Source organism: Exiguobacterium acetylicum, from assembly GCF_019890935.1.
Lineage (GTDB): Bacteria > Bacillota > Bacilli > Exiguobacteriales > Exiguobacteriaceae > Exiguobacterium_A > Exiguobacterium_A abrahamii.
This window is the reverse complement of record NZ_CP082333.1, coordinates 2957501-2978720: the sequence shown is the minus strand read 5'-3', so window position 1 is coordinate 2978720 and position 21220 is coordinate 2957501. Positions and strand designations below refer to the sequence as shown.

25 protein-coding genes and 1 riboswitch (1 of these 26 only partly in view) are annotated in these 21220 nt (G+C 47.9%); of the genes, 18 read left to right on the top strand and 7 right to left on the bottom strand.

What is annotated here, in order from left to right; translation table 11 throughout:
* Positions 1-176 precede the first annotated feature (176 nt).
* The 3 genes from K7G97_RS15385 to K7G97_RS15375 all read left to right on the top strand — a co-directional run bounded on the left by K7G97_RS15385 (position 177) and on the right by K7G97_RS15375 (position 4804).
* Positions 177-2630: a CoA-disulfide reductase gene (locus K7G97_RS15385; protein ID WP_223040983.1), complete on the top strand. Its 2454-nt coding sequence runs from the start codon at positions 177-179 to the stop codon at positions 2628-2630.
* 181 nt (positions 2631-2811) lie between these two features.
* Positions 2812-4257 (top strand): alanine/glycine:cation symporter family protein, encoded by a 1446-nt coding sequence (locus tag K7G97_RS15380; RefSeq protein ID WP_223040982.1) that lies wholly within the window; start codon positions 2812-2814, stop codon positions 4255-4257.
* An 85-nt stretch (positions 4258-4342) separates the two neighbouring features.
* Positions 4343-4804, top strand: a complete 462-nt coding sequence (locus tag K7G97_RS15375; RefSeq protein WP_023469641.1) for a hypothetical protein — start codon at positions 4343-4345, stop codon at positions 4802-4804.
* 123 nt (positions 4805-4927) lie between these two features.
* On the opposite strand, the gene K7G97_RS15370 is transcribed toward K7G97_RS15375, so the two are convergent.
* Positions 4928-5740 carry an aldo/keto reductase gene (locus K7G97_RS15370; protein WP_023469640.1) on the bottom strand — a complete coding sequence of 271 codons (813 nt, stop codon included), beginning with the start codon at positions 5738-5740 and terminating at the stop codon, positions 4928-4930.
* Positions 5741-5897: 157 nt separating this feature from the next.
* Between K7G97_RS15370 and K7G97_RS15365 the strand changes: the two genes are divergently transcribed.
* Positions 5898-6101: a hypothetical protein gene (locus tag K7G97_RS15365; protein ID WP_023469639.1), complete on the top strand. Its 204-nt coding sequence runs from the start codon at positions 5898-5900 to the stop codon at positions 6099-6101.
* 43 nt (positions 6102-6144) lie between these two features.
* Here K7G97_RS15365 and K7G97_RS15360 read toward each other — a convergent pair whose 3' ends face one another.
* Both K7G97_RS15360 and K7G97_RS15355 read right to left on the bottom strand, forming a co-directional pair.
* Positions 6145-7455 carry a Na+/H+ antiporter NhaC family protein gene (locus K7G97_RS15360; protein WP_029342853.1) on the bottom strand — a complete coding sequence of 437 codons (1311 nt, stop codon included), beginning with the start codon at positions 7453-7455 and terminating at the stop codon, positions 6145-6147.
* 81 nt (positions 7456-7536) lie between these two features.
* Positions 7537-7641, bottom strand: a riboswitch (SAM riboswitch).
* 69 nt (positions 7642-7710) lie between these two features.
* Positions 7711-8724: a metal ABC transporter solute-binding protein, Zn/Mn family gene (locus K7G97_RS15355; protein WP_195865968.1), complete on the bottom strand. Its 1014-nt coding sequence runs from the start codon at positions 8722-8724 to the stop codon at positions 7711-7713.
* A gap of 169 nt (positions 8725-8893) precedes the next feature.
* On the opposite strand from K7G97_RS15355, the gene K7G97_RS15350 reads away from it, so the two are divergent.
* Positions 8894-9883, top strand: coding sequence for an alpha/beta hydrolase (locus K7G97_RS15350; RefSeq protein ID WP_223040981.1), 990 nt, complete (start codon positions 8894-8896; stop codon positions 9881-9883).
* A gap of 17 nt (positions 9884-9900) precedes the next feature.
* Positions 9901-10491 carry a histidine phosphatase family protein gene (locus tag K7G97_RS15345; protein ID WP_223040980.1) on the top strand — a complete coding sequence of 197 codons (591 nt, stop codon included), beginning with the start codon at positions 9901-9903 and terminating at the stop codon, positions 10489-10491.
* On the opposite strand, the gene K7G97_RS15340 is transcribed toward K7G97_RS15345, so the two are convergent.
* Positions 10488-10979 (bottom strand): YwpF family protein, encoded by a 492-nt coding sequence (locus tag K7G97_RS15340; protein ID WP_050678476.1) that lies wholly within the window; start codon positions 10977-10979, stop codon positions 10488-10490. The genes K7G97_RS15345 and K7G97_RS15340 overlap by 4 nt on opposite strands.
* A 142-nt stretch (positions 10980-11121) precedes the next feature.
* Here K7G97_RS15340 and K7G97_RS15335 point away from each other — a divergent pair, with 142 nt between their 5' ends.
* Positions 11122-11448, top strand: coding sequence for a hypothetical protein (locus tag K7G97_RS15335; RefSeq protein WP_029342848.1), 327 nt, complete (start codon positions 11122-11124; stop codon positions 11446-11448).
* Positions 11449-11498: 50 nt separating this feature from the next.
* Here K7G97_RS15335 and K7G97_RS15330 read toward each other — a convergent pair whose 3' ends face one another.
* Together K7G97_RS15330 and K7G97_RS15325 are read right to left on the bottom strand one after the other, a co-directional pair.
* The gene (locus K7G97_RS15330) at positions 11499-12950 is read right to left on the bottom strand and encodes a nicotinate phosphoribosyltransferase (protein ID WP_029342847.1); all 1452 of its coding nucleotides are present in this window, start codon (positions 12948-12950) and stop codon (positions 11499-11501) included.
* A gap of 17 nt (positions 12951-12967) precedes the next feature.
* On the bottom strand, positions 12968-13501 hold the full coding sequence (locus K7G97_RS15325) for a cysteine hydrolase family protein (protein ID WP_223040979.1): 534 nt from the start codon (positions 13499-13501) through the stop codon (positions 12968-12970).
* A gap of 163 nt (positions 13502-13664) precedes the next feature.
* Here K7G97_RS15325 and K7G97_RS15320 point away from each other — a divergent pair, with 163 nt between their 5' ends.
* From K7G97_RS15320 to K7G97_RS15310, 3 genes are read left to right on the top strand one after another with little or no spacing between them, the layout of a single operon-like run.
* Positions 13665-13940 carry a 4a-hydroxytetrahydrobiopterin dehydratase gene (locus K7G97_RS15320; RefSeq protein ID WP_023469630.1) on the top strand — a complete coding sequence of 92 codons (276 nt, stop codon included), beginning with the start codon at positions 13665-13667 and terminating at the stop codon, positions 13938-13940.
* Positions 13930-14430 (top strand): hypothetical protein, encoded by a 501-nt coding sequence (locus K7G97_RS15315; protein ID WP_023469629.1) that lies wholly within the window; start codon positions 13930-13932, stop codon positions 14428-14430. Before K7G97_RS15320 ends, K7G97_RS15315 begins: the two co-directional genes overlap by 11 nt.
* 19 nt (positions 14431-14449) lie before the next feature.
* Positions 14450-14713 (top strand): hypothetical protein, encoded by a 264-nt coding sequence (locus K7G97_RS15310; protein WP_023469628.1) that lies wholly within the window; start codon positions 14450-14452, stop codon positions 14711-14713.
* 47 nt (positions 14714-14760) lie between these two features.
* On the opposite strand, the gene K7G97_RS15305 is transcribed toward K7G97_RS15310, so the two are convergent.
* Positions 14761-15501 (bottom strand): rhomboid family intramembrane serine protease, encoded by a 741-nt coding sequence (locus K7G97_RS15305; RefSeq protein WP_064300646.1) that lies wholly within the window; start codon positions 15499-15501, stop codon positions 14761-14763.
* 68 nt (positions 15502-15569) lie between these two features.
* Here K7G97_RS15305 and acpS point away from each other — a divergent pair, with 68 nt between their 5' ends.
* From acpS to K7G97_RS15265, 8 genes are all read left to right on the top strand, one after another.
* Complete coding sequence (gene acpS / locus K7G97_RS15300) at positions 15570-15950, top strand: holo-ACP synthase (protein WP_223040978.1); 381 nt, start codon at positions 15570-15572, stop codon at positions 15948-15950.
* Positions 15928-17001, top strand: coding sequence for an alanine racemase (alr, locus tag K7G97_RS15295; RefSeq protein WP_223040977.1), 1074 nt, complete (start codon positions 15928-15930; stop codon positions 16999-17001). The genes acpS and alr overlap by 23 nt, the downstream gene beginning before the upstream one ends.
* Positions 17002-17140: 139 nt before the next feature.
* The gene (locus K7G97_RS15290; RefSeq protein ID WP_023469624.1) at positions 17141-17365 is read left to right on the top strand and encodes a hypothetical protein; all 225 of its coding nucleotides are present in this window, start codon (positions 17141-17143) and stop codon (positions 17363-17365) included.
* 3 nt (positions 17366-17368) lie between these two features.
* On the top strand, positions 17369-17719 hold the full coding sequence (locus tag K7G97_RS15285) for a type II toxin-antitoxin system PemK/MazF family toxin (protein ID WP_023469623.1): 351 nt from the start codon (positions 17369-17371) through the stop codon (positions 17717-17719).
* Between the two features lie 194 nt (positions 17720-17913).
* Entirely contained in the window at positions 17914-18240 is a 327-nt protein-coding gene (locus K7G97_RS15280; RefSeq protein ID WP_023469622.1) for an STAS domain-containing protein, read from the top strand.
* Positions 18237-18719, top strand: coding sequence for an anti-sigma B factor RsbW (gene rsbW, locus K7G97_RS15275; RefSeq protein ID WP_023469621.1), 483 nt, complete (start codon positions 18237-18239; stop codon positions 18717-18719). Before K7G97_RS15280 ends, rsbW begins: the two co-directional genes overlap by 4 nt.
* Positions 18685-19482 carry an RNA polymerase sigma factor SigB gene (gene sigB, locus K7G97_RS15270; RefSeq protein WP_023469620.1) on the top strand — a complete coding sequence of 266 codons (798 nt, stop codon included), beginning with the start codon at positions 18685-18687 and terminating at the stop codon, positions 19480-19482. Before rsbW ends, sigB begins: the two co-directional genes overlap by 35 nt.
* Positions 19483-19545: 63 nt before the next feature.
* A protein-coding gene (locus tag K7G97_RS15265; RefSeq protein ID WP_223040976.1) for a Tex family protein crosses the window boundary here: on the top strand, positions 19546-21220 show its 5' portion. It continues 446 nt past the right edge of the window; only the first 1675 of its 2121 coding nucleotides appear in the window; the start codon lies at positions 19546-19548; its stop codon lies off the right edge, out of view.

The window sequence follows — 21220 nt, the reverse complement described above, 5'->3', positions numbered from 1 at the left end:
TAAATTCAGTTTCAAGCATTTCAGAAGGAATTGCAACTAATGTCCGTTAAGATAGGAAGAAAATACAAAAGAGCAGAGATATGTCTTGTTTGTGAATCTACGAGCAATTGACTTGAAATGACATACCTAACAGGGTATATTAGGTGACAGATAGAAATTCAAGGAGGAATCATCAGATGAAAACGATCATCGTAGGCGGCGTCGCAGGCGGCGCCACGGCAGCAGCGCGACTGCGCCGGATTGACGAAACGGCTGAAATCATTTTACTCGAGCGTGGAAAAGAGATTTCGTTCGCGAACTGCGGACTGCCTTACTATATCGGAGACGTTATCAAGGATCGCAATAAATTACTCGTCCAAACGCCAGAAGGCATGCACGCGCGGTTTAATTTAGATGTCCGCAATTTGTCGGAAGCGATTCGGATCAACCGTGAAGCGAAGACGGTCACGATCCGCAACGTCGAAACGGGTGAAGAATACGATGAATCGTATGATCATCTGATTCTTTCTCCAGGCGCAAAACCGATCCGTCCAAACATTCCAGGACTTGAAGATGCAACAAACGTCTTTACGTTACGGAACATTCCGGATACGGACCGGATGCGGGAATACGTCGATACGACGCGTCCAGAGCGGGCAGTCGTCATCGGTGGAGGATTCATCGGTCTCGAAATGGCAGAAAACCTCGTCGAACGTGGGGCGCACGTCACCCTCGTCGAGATGGCGGATCAAGTCATGGCTCCGGTCGACCCGGAAATGGCAGCCATCGTTCATGAACATCTGCGTGCGAAAGGCGTCGAGTTGATTCTAGAAGATGGTGTCGCTCGTTTTGAAGAGGCAGGTCGCCGCGTCGTCCTGACAAGCGGACGCGTGATCGAAACAGAGATGAATATCTTATCAATTGGTGTTGCACCGGAGAGTACGCTCGCAGCAGATGCTGGTTTAACACTTGGCATCAAACAGACGATTCAAGTCGACGATCAATTGCGGACATCCGATCCATCGATCTTTGCGATTGGTGACGCGATTGAAGTTAAAGATTATATCACGAAGGAAGCGACACACGTTCCACTCGCGTGGCCGGCAAACCGTCAAGGACGCCTCGTTGCTGACATCATCGCTGGACGCGACGTTCGGTACAGTGGCACACTCGGAACAGCGGTAGCAAAAGTCTTTGATTTGACGGTCGCTTCGACCGGTAACAATGAAAAACGGTTGCGTCAGCTCGGTCTTCGTTATGAAGCCGTGCATCTCCACCCGGGATCTCATGCGGGATACTACCCAGGGGCGAGTCCGATTTCGATGAAGCTACTGTTTGATCCAATCGAAGGAACGATCTACGGAGCGCAGGCAATCGGCATGACAGGTGTCGAGAAACGAATCGATGTCCTCGCGACAGCGATTAAAGGTGGATTGACAGTGCTTGATCTACCAGATCTCGAACTATCATATGCACCGCCATATAGTTCAGCAAAAGATCCGGTCAACATGGCAGGATATATTGCGTCGAACATCGTGCTTGGTGACAGTGCGAACGTTCATTGGCACGAAATCGATGCGATCGTCGCCAACGGTGGCTTATTACTCGATGTCCGTGAACCATCGGAAAACGAGTTAGGCGCGATTCCGGGATCGATTAATATCTCGTTACCGACGTTACGTGAGAAGTTGACTGATCTGCCGAAGGATCAAACGATCTATGTGACATGCCAAGTCGGATTACGTGGATATGTTGCGAGTCAACTGTTGCAACAACACGGTTATGATGTGAAAAACTTAAGCGGCGGATACAAAACATGGTCGGTCGTGCGTCGTGATCAAGAAGCACGAAGCCAAGCGAAGGAGGAGACTGCTGTGACGGTAACGAAACGTGAGCCAACAACGAAGACTGCACCAGAACAAGTGACGCTGCTCGATACGTGCGGCTTACAGTGCCCAGGTCCAATCTTAGAGCTGAAAACAAAAATTGATCAGATGACGGACGGCGAGCAAATTTTCGTCAAGGCGTCGGACCCAGGATTCTTACCAGACGTTCAAGCATGGGCGAAAAAACTAGGTCACACAGTTCATTCAGCGGAGATGAATCAAGGTGTCGTCGAGGTTATGCTTGAAAAAGGGCAAGGAGAGACACCAGCTCCAGCGCCGGTTCAAGTCAATCCAGCAGATGATGCGACGATGGTCGTCTTCAGTGGTGATCTCGATAAAGCACTCGCTTCTTTCGTCATCGCACAAGGTGCACAAGCGATGGGGAAACAAGTGACGATGTTCTTTACGTTCTGGGGCTTGAATATCATTCGAAAACCAGACGCACCGGCAGTCGAGAAAGCCGGCATTGAACGGATGATGGGCATGATGATGCCGAAGCATGCCGGGGAGTTACCGCTCTCGAACATGAACATGGCAGGCGCCGGTCAAAAAATGATGAAAAAAGTCATGAAGGATAAACAAGTCGATGCACTCGAGACGATGATGGCAAAAGCGCAAGCAGCCGGTGTCCGGATGATCGCCTGCACGATGTCGATGGATATCATGGGCATCAAGAAGGAAGAACTCCTCGACGGCATTGATTACGGTGGTGTCGCGAGTTACCTTGGTGCAACGGACGGTGCCAATCTGAATCTGTTCATCTAATCTAAAAACTGTTTATGTGAACGTGTCAAACCTGACATCTGATGTGAGGTTTGACACGTTTTTTATGATCTGAGGTATAGATGAGTTTGATTTTTCAAAAAAAATTGCGTATGATAAATCACATGTGAAAAAAACTTACATACAAATAGAGAGAAAAGATGGATGGAAGTGAGGAGATTTGATGGAAAAGGAATTAATGACGTTAGTGAATAGAGTCAGTGATTTGTTATGGACAAATGTATTGATCACGTTACTCGTCGTGTTAGGCATTTATTTTACATTTCGGATGCGATTCGTTCAATTCCGGATGATTCCGGAGATGATTCGCTTATTGTTCCAAGGGACAGATGATGGAAAAGACGGTGTCTCCCCGTTTCAAGCATTCGCGATCAGTACGGCAGCACGTGTCGGTACCGGAAACATCGCGGGTGTAGCGGCTGCAATCGCACTCGGCGGTCCGGGAGCAGTCTTCTGGATGTGGTTAATTGCTTTGATTGGATCGGCGTCAGCATTCGTCGAAAGTACGCTTGCTCAGATTTACAAAGTACGTGACGGAAAAGAATGGCGTGGTGGTCCAGCCTATTACATGGAAAAAGCGCTTGGACAACGTTGGTTAGGAATCATCTTTAGTGTTCTGATCACGATCTCATTTGGTTTTGTCTTCAACTCTGTCCAATCGAATACGATCTCGCTTTCTCTACAAAGTCAATATGGCGTGGATAAGATGTGGATTACGGTCGGATTGGTCGTCTTGACGGCACTGATCATTTTTGGCGGTGTCCGCAGTATTGCGACAGTCGCTTCGTTCATGGTTCCGATCATGGCAGGTGGTTATATCTTAATCGCCCTCTATATCATGGTGACGAATCTTGAAGTATTACCAAGTGTCTTTAAATTGATTTTCCAAGAAGGATTATTCGAGTTTAAGACGTTAGCAGGGGGAGCAATCGGGGCGGCCGTTCTGAATGGTATTCGTCGCGGTTTGTTCTCGAACGAAGCCGGTATGGGTTCAGCACCTAACGCAGCGGCAACAGCAGAAGTCTCTCACCCGGTCAAACAAGGCTTGATTCAATCATTCGCGGTCTTCGTCGATACATTGATGGTCTGTTCGGCGACAGCGATGATCGTTCTCGTCAGTGGGGTTCCGACAAAAGATGCGAATGGAGATGCCTTAGCTGGTATTGATTTAGCACAGGGCGCACTTGCATCACAAGTCGGATCATTTGCGACAGGATTCATGGCACTCGCCATCTTCCTATTTGCGTTTAGTTCCGTCGTCGGAAACTACTACTACGGTGAATCGAACATCAACTTCATCCGTGAAAATAAACAAGTCATGATGGCATACCGCGTACTCGTCCTCGTCATGATCGTCTTCGGTTCACTTGTCGAGTCGGCTAGTCTCGTGTGGGCGTTAGCGGACATCTTCATGGGACTCATGGCGATCGTCAATCTGTATGCGATTTTCCGTCTCGCAAAGATTGCGAAGCTTGCCCTAGATGATTACATGACACAACGAAAAGCAGGGAAAGAGCCACGGTTTTATGCGGACTCGATTCCAAACTTGCCAGGGAAAGATACGCTTGAAGCATGGCAGGAATCAAAAGAAGATGAAAAAGCGATCTAAGGAAAGGGAGTCAGAGAAATCTGGCTCTTTTTTTGTATAGAACGAATTTAAAAAGGGAATACAGAGTACAGAAGGGAGGGGGAGAATGGAAAACGTACATTTCGTCCGCGTCACGGATGCGGTCTGGGAGTCGTTCGGAAACGATCCCCACATCATCATGGACTGGATTTTATTCATTCATGAGACACAACCCGATCATGAACAATTATTCGCTCTCGAACAGACGAACGCCATCTATCATTTGATGAATCAAATCGATATCTACATTGATCAAGACACACATTACAACCTGGGACGAGCGATTGTTGGCGAAGAGTTGATCGTTAATGAAGAGAAAGCGGCGATCGTCGGGATTCTTCCTTTACCGCTTCTGATCATTTCCGCTGAAGTGATGCGGAACTTTGATCAGCGGGCACTCGCTTCGATTCATGATGAAGCTGGAACACCAGGCGAATTCGAGGATGTTTGGGAACAGTTCGCCGATTTACGCGCCTATTTTCAAAAAGCAGAAGAAGCGGAAGATACGATTTTAATTTATTATGTCTGATCAGCTTCAATCATAAAAAAGAGACCCGCTTCCAAGTCTTAGACTGGAAACGGGTCTCTCGTCGTTCAGATGAATCAAGACGTCTTCATATGGAAGATGTTCTCTTTTACGTGAATTGCCAGATTAAAAATCGATTTCGTCCGGATCCGGTCCGAGGCGGACATCCGTTGCGATACGATCAATTTTCTCAAGATCATCAGCATCGAGTTGGAAATCAAAGACGTCGAAGTTTTCCGCAATGCGTGCTGGTGTAACGGATTTTGGAAGAGCGACGATGCCGTTGTCGAGATGCCAACGTAAGACGACTTGTGAAGGTGTCTTGCCGTGTTTCTCTGCGATTTCCTTGAAATCGTTAATTTCGAGGAATTTCCCTTGCATGAGTGGACTCCATGCTTCGACTTGGATGTTGTGATCTTGCAAGTATTCATGCAGTTCGTGTTGCGGCAATTGTGGATGCAACTCGACTTGGTTGATCATTGGAGCCATCAAGCCCTCTTCTGCCAATGTATCGAGGTGATGTTCCTTGAAGTTCGAGACACCGATCGCTTTGATCTTGCCTTCTTCGTACAATTCAACCATTGCTTTCCACGCTTCGATATAGCCTTCGACCGGCCAGTGGATGAGATAGAGGTCAAGATAATCTGTTTCGAGACGTTCGAGCGATTCTGCGAATGCTTCCTTCGTCCGACCGGCACGAATATCATCGTTCCAGACTTTTGACGTTAAGAAGAGATCCTCACGTTTCACGCCGCTTTCCTTGATTCCTTTTGCGACACCGCGCTCGTTTTTGTAGACAGCAGCCGTATCGATATGACGATAGCCGACACGTAATGCTTCAGCGACAGCAGCAGGTGCTTCTGTCTCTTCATCTACTTGCCAGACACCGAATCCGATTTGGGGAATCGTAATACCGTTTGAAAGTTTTGCGTATTGCATGTGTTACTCCTCCTCATAAAACATAGTTTAGATTTGCTCGTTTAGTTTAGCATGAACGAACGAAGACGTCCGTTTCCATGCTCATGGAGGAACAAAATAAGGTAAAATAGAAAAGAATCATGAGATTTAATCGTGTGTTAAAAGAGGGGGAGAAAAGATGGCTCAAAAGAATAAAAAGCTATCCAAATGTACTTGGCTTAGCATTGGCGCATTGTTAGTAACGCAGGCAGTGGGTCTGTTTCTTAGTGCGCGAAAGTCAGGACGTAATCCATGGGTTTGGGGAGGCGCTGGACTCGTTCAATTCCCGCTTCCGGCAATCGCTTATTTAATCTTAGAACGACAAGCGAAGCAGAAAAAATAATAAAACAGGTCCAATCGTCGACGCGATTGGACCTGTTTTATAGTTACGAAGAAATTTTTTCTTGCTTCGTCGCTGTCTTCTTCATGCGTGGCAAACCGAAGAAGATGGCGATTGATCCACAGACGAAGAGGAGGAACGGGTAGAACAGATACGGAATCAGTTCAGGAGAAGCTGTTTTCGTCAATTCTGCTGCGATCAAAAGTTGTGCCCCATACGGAATGATGCCTTGAATACCACAAGAGAAGATATCAAGGATACTCGCTGATTTCTTGCGATCGACTTCATACGTATCGGCAATTTCAGCTGCTAGTGGTCCAGCGACGAGAATCGAGATCGTATTGTTTGCTGTCGCGAGATTCGTTGCACTGACGAGTGCCGCCATACTGAATTCGGCACCCCGACGCTGTGAAATCTTGCGTGTCAGCGTCTCTTTCAAGTAAGCAATTCCACCGTTGAACGTAATCAAGCTGACGAGACCACCCATGAGGAGCGTCAAAATGGAGATTTCCGCCATCCCCATCATTCCTTCGGACATCGAGAGGACGAAGCCACTCAAGCCGAAACTACCATCAATCATACCGATGATGCCGGTGAGTAACGTACCACCAATGAGGACAAGAATGACATTGACGCCAAATAGTGCAAGGACGATGACAGCGAGATATGGAATCAACTTGTAGAATTCAAATGCTTTTGCTTCGACGACGTCACCAGAACCAGAAACGAATGCGAGCAGGATGACTGTCAAAATAGCAGCCGGCAGGACGATCATGAAGTTCGTCCGGAATTTATCGCGCATGTTCGTTTTTTGGGTACGGACGGCAGCAATCGTCGTATCCGAGATGAACGACAAGTTATCGCCAAACATCGATCCACCAACGACAGCAGCCGCTGCGATCGCAACGTTGATGCCTGTCGCTTCATGAATACCGAAGGCGATCGGTGCGAGTGCAGCAATCGTTCCGGTAGATGTCCCCATCGCCATCGAGATGAAGGCAGCGATGATGAACAGACCACTCATCAGGAGCGACGGAGGTAGGAACGTCAAAGCGGCATTAACGGTCGCATCGATGGCGCCGATTGCTTCTGCTGTTCCAGAAAACGTACCGGCTAGTAAGAAGATGAAGACCATGATCATGATATCGGGATTTCCGGCACCCGTTGCAATTCGTTCGACCGTTTGATTGATGGATCCTTTCGTCGTGATTGCAGCAAAAATCAAAGCGATCAGTGCGGCGATAAGGATCGGAAATTTGTAAAAGTCGTCATAGAAGATCCCGGCTCCGATGAAGAGAACCAGGAATACGACGAGAGGAAGCAGTGCCCATTTGTTAGGCGTGATCGTTTCATTCATTGTTAACACCTCGTTTCTCAAAGATACAAAAAAAGACCCCTTCGCAAGAAAGAAGGAGGTCTTTATGAAATAAAGACGCTCTTCTTATCTCTCAAGCTTTCGCTTGCTGGATTTGGCACAGTACGAATCAAATCGTCCGCTGCCGAAACATCATTGGGCCAGTCCCTCCGTTTCTCGCGATAAAAAGAAGTCATTCAATTGTTGTAAAACACGTTTCTTACCGTACCGCATTGAGTAACGCGTGTCAACTGTACTTTACTGAAGTGCCTTTTTCAATGTTTGGACGTTTTCTTCCATCAACTTGAAATAAGAGCTGTTTTGTTGCGCTTTCGTGACCGACTCTAGATTATGAATCGTCACGGATTCAGCTCCGATTTCTTTTTGGATGACACGTGCAACCTTAGGTGAGACTGTCTCTTCGAACGCGACGTATTTTAAATCATGCATCCGTGCTTCTTTCACTAAAGCGGCCAGTTGCTTTTGTGACGGTTCATCAGAAGGAGAAATTCCCGCGATCGGCAGTTGTGTGAAGCCATATCGTTCTGCGAGGTAACCGTAAGCGGCATGCGTAACGAGAAGCTCTTTTTTCGATCCATCAGCGACCGCTTGTTTGAACTCTTCATCGAGTGCGTCAGCTTGTTGATCGAACGCTTTTAAGTTTTTCTCGAATGTTGCTTTGTCTTTTGGTACTTCTTTTGATAGAGCAGTTGTAATTGAGCGTGCCATTGCTTTTGCGTTGACAGGGTCGAGCCAGACGTGTGGATCGTATTTTCCGTGGTCATGACCCTCTTCTTCATGCGCATGTTCATCTGTTGCATGATCATCATGCCCTTCTTCTTCGTGGGCATGTTCGTCTTCTGTATGCCCTTCTTCTTCATGTGCATGAAGTGTAGCATCCGACTCTAGCAAGTTGACGTCCTTACTCGTCTCGACGAAGCGGACATCCGTGCCTTTTAGACTCTCCTGGATTTTTTTCGAATACGGCTCGAGCGTCGTACCGGTTAAGAGGAACAAGTCGCCCTTGGCAATCTCAGTGAGTTGTTTTGACGTTGGCTCGTAAGAGTGGGGGTCTGCTCCAGGTGGAACGATCATCTTGACGTCGACTTGATTGCCACCGATTTCGCGGGCAATAGCAGCCGTCGCGAACGTTGATGCATAGACTTCTGTCTGGGTTTTATCTGAAGTCGATGAATCGGTATTTGAACCGCAAGCAGCGAGGACACTTGCACTCGCGAAGGCGACCGTTAAAGCAGGAATGATTTTTTTCATTATATGATACCTCCATTATTAAAACGTAACTATTCCGATTTGGACTTTCTCACTATAGCGGAACGCCGATGAAGCGTCAAGTAGGAATACCGAGACGTTCGACATCTTTTAAAACGGGGTAAAAGGATAATAAAGTGAAGAAACTGGTACGTCTTTTGGAGGTGATCAAGTGAAACGTGAAACTGCATGGCTAATGGGGGGAGCTGCGTTATTGACGACGGCAGCAGCGGGAGCGAGTATTTGGAACAATTACGGTGCACTGCTCCGGTGGACCGAACCCGCCTTGCCACACACAGAAAAACAACTGGCACCGCGGACGCTCACCTATAAGCAGGTGGGAGACCGCATCTTACAGCTCGATCTCTATTATCCACCGGGTGAGGGACCGTTTCCAGTTGCCATCTACGCACACGGCGGTGCATTCGTTCGTGGGGAGCGTGATGACATATTCTGCTTTAGTCCAATCGTCGACCGTCTGCTTGAACTCGGAGTTGCTGTCTGTAGTATCGATTATCGTTTGTTCGAAGAGGGCAGTTATTTTCCGGATAACCTCGAAGATGTACGGGATGCATTATGTTTTTTGAACAAGGAAGCGGAGGATCTTCGCATTCTAAGAGGTCGGATGATGGTATGGGGAGACTCAGCCGGAGCTGCACTCATGCTGACGACGGCACTTGCCCCATCTGCTTTCGTTGGTGAGCGTGATGAGCGCCACATGCCATTGATCAGTGGTGTGATCGCTTTATATCCACCGACGAACTTTTTGTTGTTTAATTTCATTCAGACTTGGATTGCCCACATTAAGTTCTACAAGGGGGGACGAGAAGAATGGCGCAAGCTGATGACGCACGTCTCACCCGTCACACATTTATCGTCGGATGCCCCGCCCATCATGCTCTTGCACGGTAAAAAAGATCCGATCGTCCCGTTTTCTCAAGCTTTGCATTTCGTTGAGAAGGGAGCGGATGTCGGAGCCGATGTTCGTTTGTTTTCCTTTCCGAATGGCACCCACTCACTTGCCAGTTTCGCTCAGACGGAAAATCCGTTAAAGATTGAGCGATTGCTTGAACGAATTGAACGTTTCACCTGTCAGGTGCTACTGTTGCCACCGCGACAACTTCCGAATGGAAAACATGATACAATCAGTCATATTTCTTAAATGAGGGAGACAGAGACATGACTGAAATTTGTTTAGTGCGGCATGGTCAGACGGATTGGAACTTAAACGAACGGATTCAAGGAAGAGAAGATATCCCGTTGAATGCAACAGGAAGAAGACAAGCGGAACTCAGCGCCGCTTATCTATCGAATGAAGAGTGGGATGTCTTGTTAGCAAGCCCCCTATCACGTGCCGTTGAGACAGCAGAAATCATCGGTCGTGCTGTTGGTTTAACGATCACAGCGACAGATGAGCGACTTGTCGAACGCGAATTCGGAGCCGCTTCCGGTGAACCGGTCGCAGCGATTTACGAAGCCGTTCAAGCGAACGATACGACACTTGTGCCAGGTCTTGAAACGGAACAAGACATCCAAGATCGCGTGTTCGAGGCGCTACAGGAAGTGACACGCACGTATGAAGGGAAACGAATTCTAATCGTCTGTCACTCGCATACGATCAAGGCAGCATTATCGTCGATTGATGCGACATTTAGTTACCGGACACCTTTGAAAAACGCGTGTGCGAATTATATCCAGCATACGGATCACTATACGATTGACCGCATCAACGTAGCGGACCACATCACGGACGAGGTTGAAAAACCTTAAGAGACAGGTGCGTTCGGATGCTCGGTCAAATATTGTTTGAACGTTTCTTTAGCGATACTTGTGATATGGGCGCCACGTTTTGAACGACGATCCTTATACTCTTGAACGAGTTCTTCGCCAGCGAATCCATCTTCGACGACTTCGCGTAAGATCGATTCAGATAAATCATTTTTCATCATGACCATCTTACCCGTGAAGACATATGAGACGTTTTCGCTTAAGACAGTCCGTTCAAGAGGCGTGACGATCATCGCGGCAGGGTCATTATCAGGTCGTGAGATCGTGATTTCAATCAAAGCACGTAAATGTTTTGTGAACAATTCATCGACGATCGGCTGATCCGTCGGAGGAACGACGATTTCTGCAACCCACTGTGCCGTCTGTTCGGTACTGACCGTCAATCCGTCCTGAATGGCGACGGGAATCGTCGTATCACGTCCTGACTCATCCATTAAAATGCGTAATGTGCATAACTTAAAGGTTTTCATGAAAAAATACCCTCCCTTGATCGCTTACGATTTTCCTACAGTATACCGTGAGGAATGTAAGACGGGAAACTTTTCCTGACGAAATTCGTATGAACTATGTTTAAATAAGACTAGATACTACTAAACAGGAGGATCGTTCATTATGCCGCAAGTACTCATTGGAATATTAGGAATCCTGGGTATCGTTCTACTTGCCCACCATATCATCATGTATTGGCATGCTGAACCGACAGACCGCCCGACGCTTGCATATCGCATTGCGCTCCTGATTGCCTGTTTGCTACTCATTAGTGGAAGTGATCATTTAATCAGTATTTTCTACGCGGATTCCTTAGCTGAATTCGGTCAACGCATCACGTATATCGTCTTCATCGGAGGTGCACTTGGCTTCGCATGGTACTTTCGTAAGAAGATGGAACAAGCGCCAACAGAAATGACACCTGTCGGAAACGAAGCAGGATTAACATGAGAAAAAGCGCCGTTCATTCCGATGGAGGAAGAACGGCGCTTTTTGGCGATTTATTTTAATCCACTTGCCAGTCGAGTATCCCGAATCATGTCGAGTTTGAGCTTCCAGAGACGATCGCTGAATGTGACAGCATAAATCTCTGGCAAACGCAGCCGTTTGTACTCTTCCCACAGACGACCAATCTGTGTTTCGTGGAAGTGGCGGCTCTCTTCGATCGTCGGAACCGTATAGACCAGTTCTCCATCTTTAAAGATTGGTTCAAGTAACCGCTCGACCTTGAACTGTTCGATGCGATTTCGGAACGATGGGTCCCGGACGTCGATGAGATCGACAGCTTCAAGTGTCGACGGATCTTCGTCCATCAACGTGACGTAATCGCCTTTGAACTTATCCGTCACCGGATCGATGATGCGATACACTTCCTTGATATGGGGCGTCGTCGTCTTGGCTTTTGACGAGGATACTTTAATGACGGGTGCGAGCTCGCCATCTACTTCACGCGCGACTAGTTTATAGACCATTCCAAGAGCCGGTTGTTCGTAGGCTGTGATACCGCGTGTTCCGACGAGGAACGTATTGGCTTGGGCACCTTGGATGCGTAAGTCCTGGATGACGTACTCATCGAGGTCCCCTGATAAGACGATGTCGACTTCCGGGAAGCCGGCTTCGTCCAGCATGTTGCGGGCACGTTTTGACAAGTAAGATAAGTCGCCAGAATCGATTCGGATGCCACGCAGTTTATGCCCTTTGGCTTGGAGTTCCTTCGCAACCGTGATGGCATTCGGAAGACCACTCTTGAGCGTATCGTACGTATCGACGAGTAATGTCGCCTGATCCGGATAATGAGAAGCGAATGTCCGGAATGCCGTCAATTCGTCATCGTGGAATTGAATGTCGGCATGTTCCATCGTTCCACCACACGGAATGCCGAAGTCGCGTCCTGCTGAAGCAAGGCTTGTGACGTCAAAACCAGCCAGGTACGAAGCACGCGTACCGAAGTAAGCGGCATCGATGCCTTGCGCGCGACGGGCGCCAGCTTCGAGGAACTTCGCACGGGGAGCCGATTGACGAATCCGTGCGTACTTCGTCGCGATGAGCGATTCGTGGTTCGCGATGTTCAGAATCGCGGTCTGTAAGAGCTTCGCTTCAAAGATGCGTGCCTCGATCCGAATCAGTGGTTCGTTCGGGAAGACGATCTCGCCTTCTTTGACACTTGAGATCGAACCATTGAACTTGAACTGACGCAGTTCATCCTTGAACTCATCCGGGAAGCCAATCATCTCTTGCAAGTACGTGATATCTTCTTCCGTGAAACGGAGTGTTTGAATGTACTCGATGATATTTTCGAGACCCGCAAAGACGACATAGCCTCCTGCGAACGGATTCGAACGGTAGTAAACATCAAAGACGGCGCGTTCATTATGACGTCCTTCTTTCCAATAGATATACATCCACCGTGGTAAGTACAGATCGGTATGGAGTGCAAGATTACGTTGTAACATGACGGACAGATCCCTTCTTATTCGCCGACGACTTCAGCGCCGATCGATTGTTTAAAGTGTGTAAGCGCCCACTCGTGACCAGTCGCGTTAAAGCTTGCGACCGCATCGGCATGGACGACGATACGATACCCGAGATTGTAGGCATCGACAGCTGTATGAAGGACACAAATGTCCGTACAGACACCGACGAGGTGGACTTCGCGGATACCGCGTTCACGCAAGCGTAAATCGAGGTCCGTCCCGGCGAACGCACTATAACGCGTCTTGTCGATGACGTGATCGGCGACCCGTGCCATGGCTGCGACTTTTCCGAACAGATCACGTCCATGTGTTCCGCGGATATTGTGTGGCGGGAAGAGGACGGTTTCCGGGTGGAACGTATCGCCTTCTTCGTGAATATCGTTGGCGATGACGACGTAATCTTCCGTTGAAAATTCCTCCATCAACGTAGCAATTCGATTTTCAATCGCTTGTCCTGGTTTTCCACAAGTCAGCTTTCCTTCGTCAGCAACGAAATCGATCGTGTAATCAATGACAATCAGAGCGCGCATATGCGTAAGCCCCTTTCCGATTTTGAATTAGTGTTCTCTTTCACATTGTACTCTATCTCACACAGAAGGCAAAAGGAAGAAATCGGATACAAACAGGTATAGAGAAGTAAAAGAATGGGGTATAAGGTATAGGACGAAAATGATAGTAGAGGAGGAGAAAGGGATGGCTAGGTTGAATGAGTATGAAGTGGAAGAGCGTCTTGAGCGGTTGCAGGATTGGAGTGTCGTGGATGATGAAATCGTCCGGACCTATACACTTGCATCGTTCCCTGCGGCACTGGATTTCGTACAGGAAGTCGGAAGTATCGCTGAAAACTTGAATCATCATCCACGAATCGTGATCGACTATAAAAACGTCACACTTGCAGCGACGACTCATGATGAAAACGGATTGACGGAAAAAGACTTTCAACTTGCGGAGGCCTGTGATGCCATCTAAACTTTCGATTACATTCGGTAGCGGTTCGTTCGTTGAACAAATTCGTTCCCGTGATGCTCATATTCGTGTCGCTAGCGGAAGCGGCGATGCCATCCTCTGGATGGAGACGGACTCGAAATCACCTTTTCAAAGTGGCAATACCTACACGTTGCTTGAATCACGTGGCAATTTTTCGGATGAAGGCAGTCTCTTCTACTGGTCGATTCCGGCAGATCAAAATAGCGGGGATCTATTTGTACATCAAGTGATGTCGAATCCGAAAGTCATCGGAGCAGAATACGGTGGCTTCCAGGCGTTTCGGATTGGACGTGTCGAGAAGGGAACGGATCTTGCCTTATTGATTCAGTTCCAAGAGACAGGGGACGGAGCTCGTTATGCAAAATCAGTTGAACGTCTTACGGTAGACCAGTATGCTGAAGAGGCAGGGAAGTCGTTCGCGCCTTCTCCCGTCATGAAACGGTATCAAATCGTACCACCAACAAATGAGTGAGATGCAGGGGGACTAACAGATGAAGAAGAACTATTTTGTCGTAGCAACACTCGGTGGCGCACTCGTCGGCGCTACTTTATCACTACTGCATAAAGATACGCGCCAAGCGCAGTTCGCAGCAGTGAAACGGACATTCAGCGGCGCAGGAACACAATTGTCTGCTGTCAAACAAGATCCAAAAGGGCGCTTTGAGGAACTAAAAGCACTCTATACGGATAATCAGGAGACGATCCATAACCTGATTGACGACGTGAAGGACTTAGCAGAAGTACTTCGCAAATAAGCAAAAAAGGACTCGCGCGTGTAGCGGAGTCCTTTTTGTATGCTGGTTTACAAGTAGCGGAAGAATAATCCGAGTACGGCAAACGCGATGATGATATAGAAGAAGATCCGACCGAGTTGACCAGAACCGCTTACGAAGACAGGTCCACCGCTCGATCGACGACCAGTTTGGAACGGACGTGTGAATGGAACGGCACGATTACCAAAGACGAATCCGAAGAGGAATCCGAGGACGAAACCGTACAAGTGACCGAATACAGCGACATTTGAACCAAGTAACGTAAAGACTGCCGTGACCGCAGTAAAGATATACACAAGACGTGTATCGTCTGCTAGGATGACAGTCCGCTTGAATCGACTCAAGTACACATAAAAACCAAGCAAACCAAGAATGGCACCCGATGCTCCAGCTTGACCATAAAACGGTTCATTGATTTTCGTGAAGTACGTCAAGATGTTTGCAAGCGTACCAACGAGCAAGTAAAAGGCTGCAAATCGACCATGTCCGATCATCCGCTCAAGCGGTGGAGCGAAGATGACGAGAGCAAACGTATTGAACGCAATGTGCCAAAAATCGTAATGCAAGAACGTTGCTGTGACGACACGCCACCATTCACCTTGCTCGATTAAGAGATTGATGGATGCCCCTGCATTTAGAGGAGAGAATGTCAGGTTAAGGAGTGGGCCCAACTGTTCGATGACAAACAGGGCGACTTGGATTAAAATGAACAACGAAACGACCGGATAAGAACGTGTGAACGTTTGTAGGTTTTCCGTTCGACTAAACATGACAACACCTCGCTTCATCTTCATTCTATATGAAGATGGCGAAGAATAGAACTGTGGAGGCGTCTCGGATGATTTATGGAATTGGAATCGATTTGGTCGAACTGAATCGAATCAAGCAAACGCTCGAGCGACAGCCACGTTTTGCTGGGAGAATCTTAACACAGGCAGAGCAGGAAAGATTTCAATCGCTCTCGGGACACCGTCGCATCGAGTATCTTGCTGGACGTTTCGCCGCAAAGGAAGCGTTCGTCAAAGCATTCGGAACCGGCGTCGGAAAAGAAGTCTCTTGGCAAGATGTTGAAATTTTAAACGATGAGACAGGGCGACCGATCATGAGTGGACCATTCGATGGCGTCATCCACGTCTCGATCACACATTCAGAGCATTATGCATCTGCGCAAGTCTTATTAGAGAAGAGGGAATGGGATGTACCGACCAACTTGGATTGAAATCGATCGGGAAGCGATCGCACATAATATACGCGAAATCAAAACACGGATGGGTGAACAACAGGTGATGGCAGTCGTCAAGGCGGACGGCTATGGTCACGGGGCAGTGACAGTTGCTGAGATCGCTCTTGAGAACGGAGCCGACTTACTCGCTGTCGCACTCCTCGAAGAAGCGATTGAGTTACGCGAAGCGGGCATCCAAGCACCGATTCTGATGCTTGAAGCCTTACTACCGGAACATGCACCAGTCGCTTCGAATTATGATGTCGCCGTCCCTGTCTTTTCAGCCGATTGGCTTCAGGAAGCGAAACGTCATTTGACGGAAGTCGATCATCTCCGCTTGCATATCAAAGTCGATACGGGAATGGGGCGACTCGGATTGCAACATGTCGATGAGTTGAAGCGAATTCTTGTTGAGTGTGATGATGATCTCGTTGAACTCGAAGGGATCTATACGCATTTCGCGACTGCTGACGAGCTGAGTAGTCGGTTGTTTGAACGCCAGCTCGAGACGTTTTTGTCGTACGTCGCACTAGTACCGGATATCCGGTACGTCCACTGTGCCAATTCGGCGGCAGCGATTCGCTTAGCAGGTCAAGCACCGTTTAACGTCGTTCGAGTTGGTATTGCATTATATGGGGCGATGCCGTCCGATGAGATGGCAGGTCATTATGAATTTTTAAAACCAGCGTTTTCACTGAAAAGTCGTCTGATGCAGGTCAAACAAGTTGAACCGGGTCAAACGATCAGTTACGGAGCGACTTATACCGCGCCGACGGATGAATGGATCGGTACCGTTCCGATTGGTTACGCGGATGGCTGGTCACGCAAGTTCCAAGGTTATTCGTTGATCGTAGACGGTCTACCGTGCGAAATCGTCGGGCGTGTCTGCATGGATCGGCTCATGATTCGTTTACCGCGAGAATATCCGATTGGAACGGAAGTCATCTTGATTGGAGAAGGGGCACCGATCGAGGAAGCAGCCCATTGGCTCGGGACGATCAACTATGAAGTTCTCTGTCAATTCTCGAAGCGTGTTCCACGTCAATGATTCGTACAAGACATCAATAAGATGGCAAAAATATGTTATTTGTTTGAATTTTGATTGTATTTTCTGAATTCGACTGATATATTGAAGTAGAAAGTGAGTCGTTCGTTAAGGTTTCAGTGAATCTGGAGGTGCCATTATCTTGGTCCAACAACGGGAAATGCAGTTTGTTGAGCGAAATGTAGCGAAGGAGACGATTGGGATGAAGTCGAACCATACGACCGAAGAACGCAAGCGTCAGCTACGTGAGGAATTGAAGCGTGGTTACGAAGAAATGGCAGCAATCAATTTATCGATCGTTGGCGAAATGTTCCAGATTGAAACGGAGGCGGAGTTCTCACTCCTACGTCAAGTAAGCGGGGTGTAAGCTTTGATAGTCAAACGTGGCGACGTGTTTTATGCAAATTTGTCACCTGTGGTCGGATCGGAACAAGGGGGAGTTCGTCCCGTGCTTGTTCTACAAAATGATATTGGTAACCGATTCAGCCCGACAGTCATCGTGGCTGCGATCACGGCACAGATCGACAAAGCCAAACTACCGACCCATGTGGAAGTATATCGAGAGCGACACGGATTAGAACGTGATTCGGTCATCTTACTTGAGCAAATCCGGACAATTGATAAACGCCGTCTAACGGATAAAGTCACACATCTAGATCCAGACACGATGATGAAAGTAAATAGTGCCGTCGCAATCAGCTTAGGCTTGGTTGATTTTTAGGCACTTACATAGAAGCGCAACACAAGAAGAGTCGATACTAGCGTATGCGACTTTTTTTGACCTCTTTTTTTATAAAATGGGTTTTAAAGTTTTCTTTACGGGGAAACATACCCAAGTGACCTTTTTATAAAGGGATGAGGTAGGATGAATAGCAAGACCACATAGACAGATTTTCCTTGAGGAGGAACTTGAAGATGGATTTAACAATTAAAACAGAGCAGCTAGACGGTCAGACGCATCTTTATATCGCAGGTGAGATTGATACGTATACAGCACCAAAGCTTCGCCAAGAACTAGTCCCGGCAGTTGAAACAAACGATGTCGTCGTCCATTTGGATGAAGTACACTACATGGATTCGACAGGTCTCGGCGTGTTCGTCGGAGCACTCAAAGCGGCGAAAAAGAACGGTACATCGTTCACGCTCGTCGGCGTTTCTGAACGCATCCGTCGTCTGTTCGAAATCACAGGTCTTTCAAGCATCATTACAATCGATAGTGGTGTAAGAGGTGGAACGCAATGAAGAACGAACAACTAAACATGACATTACCGGCAAAACCGGAATATGTAGCCATTGCCCGTCTGACGGTTTCAGGTGTCGCGAACCGTATGGGATACACGTATGATGACATCGAAGATATCAAGATCGCTGTCTCAGAAGCATGTGCGAACGCTGTTCAACATGCGTACGAAGGAAAAGAAGATGGTAGCATCGCCTTGACATGTAATGTCTATCCGGATGATCGTCTTGAGATTGTCGTCAAGGATAACGGCATTACGTTCGATAAAGATGAGGTCAAACGCCAAAGTGAACCGATTACGGATGCACACGATCTCGATTCCTTGCATGAAGGAGGACTCGGTATCTTGATGATCGAAGCATTGATGGATCAAGTAACGATCGAGAAAGCGAACGGCGTCACTGTCCATATGACAAAATATATGAATAGAGATGAGGTGGGTCAAAGTGCCAGCAAAGTCTCAACAACGCCATCACAGTGATGATGAAGTACTTCGACTGATTGATTTGTATCAGCAGGACGACCAAGATGAGGAAGTGCATGCGGCATTACTCGAGCGTTATTCAGACTTGGTAGAAGCTTTGGCCCGGAAGTTCTCGCGTGGTCGACCGATTCATGACGATCTCGTTCAGGTCGGAATGATTGGGTTGCTCGCAGCGCTTCGTCGCTTCGATAAGGAATTCGGTCGCAGTTTTGAATCGTTTGCTGTTCCGACGATCATCGGTGAAATCAAACGTTTCATCCGCGATAAAACATGGAGCGTTCACGTTCCACGTCGCATCAAGGAACTTGGACCGAAAATCAAGAAGGCAGTCGAGGAGTTGACGACGGAGTTGCAACGCTCTCCGCGCATCGATGAGATTGCTGCGCGTCTTGAAGTATCGGAAGAGGAAGTCCTCGAAACACTTGAAATGGGTAAAAGCTATCAAGCGTTATCCGTTGATAGTTCGATTGAGGCAGATCAGGAAGGTAGTACCGTTACGTTACTCGATCTTGTCGGGAATCAAGAAAACGGCTACGATTCTGTCGATCAGCGTCTGATTCTTGAAAAGGCATTTGCTGTCTTAACGGACCGCGAACGTTCGATTCTCGAATGTGCTTACTACCGCAATATGAGTCAAAAAGAAACGGGCGAACTACTCGGCATTTCACAAATGCACGTTTCCCGTCTTCAACGACGCGCTTTACAGAAGTTACGTGAAGCGATCAAAGTCGAACCAAATGAAGTATTCTCTAAAGACTGACCTCGTGTCAGTCTTTTTTCTTTTCCATGCGTTCTTCGGTATAATGAATGAGAGGTGAAGCAGATGGAAAAGAGAATCGCAAGTGAACTGAATGTACGTCCTGCGCAAGTGAAGGCAGTCTTACAATTGACGGAAGAAGGCGGTACGATTCCGTTCATCGCCCGCTACCGGAAAGAACAGACAGGTGAACTCGATGAGGTCGCGATCAAAGCGATTCTCGATCGACATAAACAATTAACGCAACTTGAAAGCAGACGGAGCGACGTCCTTGAAAAGATTGAGGAACAAGGTGGACTGACGCCGGAACTTCGTCGAACACTTGAAGAAGCGACGACGTTACAGCAAGTCGAAGATATCTACTTACCATTTCGACCAAAACGTCGGACGAAAGCGGAAATTGCACGGGAAGCAGGGCTTGCACCACTTGCTGACTGGCTCCGCGACAAGTCTGCTTATGATGAAGCGACATTCCATCGCTTGAGCAATGGGCTGGATTCGGAAGAAGCGCTGACTGGGGCACAATCGATCATTTCCGAGGAGTGGGGCGAACAAGCGACGGTGCGTGAGTTCATTCGTAAGCAAATGCGCCGTTCAGCAGAAATCGTCACGAAACAGAAAAAGGATGCAGTCGATGAAAAAGGCGTCTTTGCACAGTATTATGCCTACAGTGAGCGGATCCAACAGATCGTTCCGCACCGGATTCTTGCGATCAACCGTGCGGAAGCATTGAAAATCGTCTCTGTGAAAGTCGTGTTAGAGGAACAACAGGTTTTACCGACATTGCTTCGTTCCTACGCACAACTGGCGCCAAAGAAACGTGATATCGTCGAAGCAGCGATCACGACGGGCTATAAAAAATCCGTCTTTCCTGCCATCGAACGAGAAATTCGAAATGAACTGACGGAAAAGGCAGAGCTCCAAGCGATTGACGTCTTTGGTAAGAATCTCCGTCAACTCTACATGCAACCACCGATGAAAGGGAAAGTCATGTTGGGTCTTGATCCGGCTTACCGGACAGGATGTAAGTGGGCAGTCATCGATCCGACAGGTGAAATGAAGGAAGTCGGCGTCATTTACGTGACGATGTCAGAGCAAAAAGCAAAAGAAGCACGCCAAACTCTTTCACAGCTCGTCGATACATATGGAATCGAGTTGATTGCGATTGGCAATGGTACAGCTTCACGGGAAACAGAAGCATTCGTTGCGGACTGGATGCAGGGGCAAAAAGATATCGCCTTTACGATCGTCGACGAGGCAGGAGCAAGTATTTATTCTGCTTCAGAGATTGCCCGGACGGAGTTTCCAGAGCTTCAAGTCGAACAACGATCCGCGATTTCGATTGCGCGTCGTTTGCAGGACCCACTGGCTGAACTCGTCAAAGTTGACCCGCAGTCTGTCGGAGTCGGTCAATATCAACATGATGTCTCGCAAACGAAACTGAAGGAGACACTTGATTTCGTCGTCGAGACGGTCGTCAACCAAGTCGGAGTTGATGTTAATACAGCGTCAGAACCGCTTTTGAGTTATGTCGCAGGAATCACGAAGGCGACAGCGAAAAAAATCGTCGAACGCCGCTCGGAACTTGGGACGTTCAAGACACGTCAGGAATTATTGAAAGTTCCTCGTCTTGGTGCAAAGGCATATGAGCAGGCTGCAGGATTCCTGCGAATTCTAGAAGGTACGCATCCGCTCGACCGGACGCCGATTCATCCGGAACAATATAAAACAGTCGAGAAGC

Excerpts from the sequence above, each read along its gene's own strand:
- K7G97_RS15385 (WP_223040983.1), top strand. The coding sequence starts at position 177 with ATGAAAACGATCATCGTAGGCGGCGTCGCAGGCGGCGCCACGGCAGCA.
- K7G97_RS15380 (WP_223040982.1), top strand. The coding sequence starts at position 2,812 with ATGGAAAAGGAATTAATGACGTTAGTGAATAGAGTCAGTGATTTGTTA.
- K7G97_RS15375 (WP_023469641.1), top strand. The coding sequence starts at position 4,343 with ATGGAAAACGTACATTTCGTCCGCGTCACGGATGCGGTCTGGGAGTCG.
- K7G97_RS15370 (WP_023469640.1), bottom strand. The coding sequence starts at position 5,740 with ATGCAATACGCAAAACTTTCAAACGGTATTACGATTCCCCAAATCGGA.
- K7G97_RS15365 (WP_023469639.1), top strand. The coding sequence starts at position 5,898 with ATGGCTCAAAAGAATAAAAAGCTATCCAAATGTACTTGGCTTAGCATT.
- K7G97_RS15360 (WP_029342853.1), bottom strand. The coding sequence starts at position 7,455 with ATGAATGAAACGATCACGCCTAACAAATGGGCACTGCTTCCTCTCGTC.
- K7G97_RS15355 (WP_195865968.1), bottom strand. The coding sequence starts at position 8,724 with ATGAAAAAAATCATTCCTGCTTTAACGGTCGCCTTCGCGAGTGCAAGT.
- K7G97_RS15345 (WP_223040980.1), top strand. The coding sequence starts at position 9,901 with ATGACTGAAATTTGTTTAGTGCGGCATGGTCAGACGGATTGGAACTTA.
- K7G97_RS15340 (WP_050678476.1), bottom strand. The coding sequence starts at position 10,979 with ATGAAAACCTTTAAGTTATGCACATTACGCATTTTAATGGATGAGTCA.
- K7G97_RS15335 (WP_029342848.1), top strand. The coding sequence starts at position 11,122 with ATGCCGCAAGTACTCATTGGAATATTAGGAATCCTGGGTATCGTTCTA.
- K7G97_RS15330 (WP_029342847.1), bottom strand. The coding sequence starts at position 12,950 with ATGTTACAACGTAATCTTGCACTCCATACCGATCTGTACTTACCACGG.
- K7G97_RS15325 (WP_223040979.1), bottom strand. The coding sequence starts at position 13,501 with ATGCGCGCTCTGATTGTCATTGATTACACGATCGATTTCGTTGCTGAC.
- K7G97_RS15320 (WP_023469630.1), top strand. The coding sequence starts at position 13,665 with ATGGCTAGGTTGAATGAGTATGAAGTGGAAGAGCGTCTTGAGCGGTTG.
- K7G97_RS15315 (WP_023469629.1), top strand. The coding sequence starts at position 13,930 with ATGCCATCTAAACTTTCGATTACATTCGGTAGCGGTTCGTTCGTTGAA.
- K7G97_RS15310 (WP_023469628.1), top strand. The coding sequence starts at position 14,450 with ATGAAGAAGAACTATTTTGTCGTAGCAACACTCGGTGGCGCACTCGTC.
- K7G97_RS15305 (WP_064300646.1), bottom strand. The coding sequence starts at position 15,501 with ATGTTTAGTCGAACGGAAAACCTACAAACGTTCACACGTTCTTATCCG.
- acpS (WP_223040978.1), top strand. The coding sequence starts at position 15,570 with ATGATTTATGGAATTGGAATCGATTTGGTCGAACTGAATCGAATCAAG.
- alr (WP_223040977.1), top strand. The coding sequence starts at position 15,928 with ATGTACCGACCAACTTGGATTGAAATCGATCGGGAAGCGATCGCACAT.
- K7G97_RS15280 (WP_023469622.1), top strand. The coding sequence starts at position 17,914 with ATGGATTTAACAATTAAAACAGAGCAGCTAGACGGTCAGACGCATCTT.
- rsbW (WP_023469621.1), top strand. The coding sequence starts at position 18,237 with ATGAAGAACGAACAACTAAACATGACATTACCGGCAAAACCGGAATAT.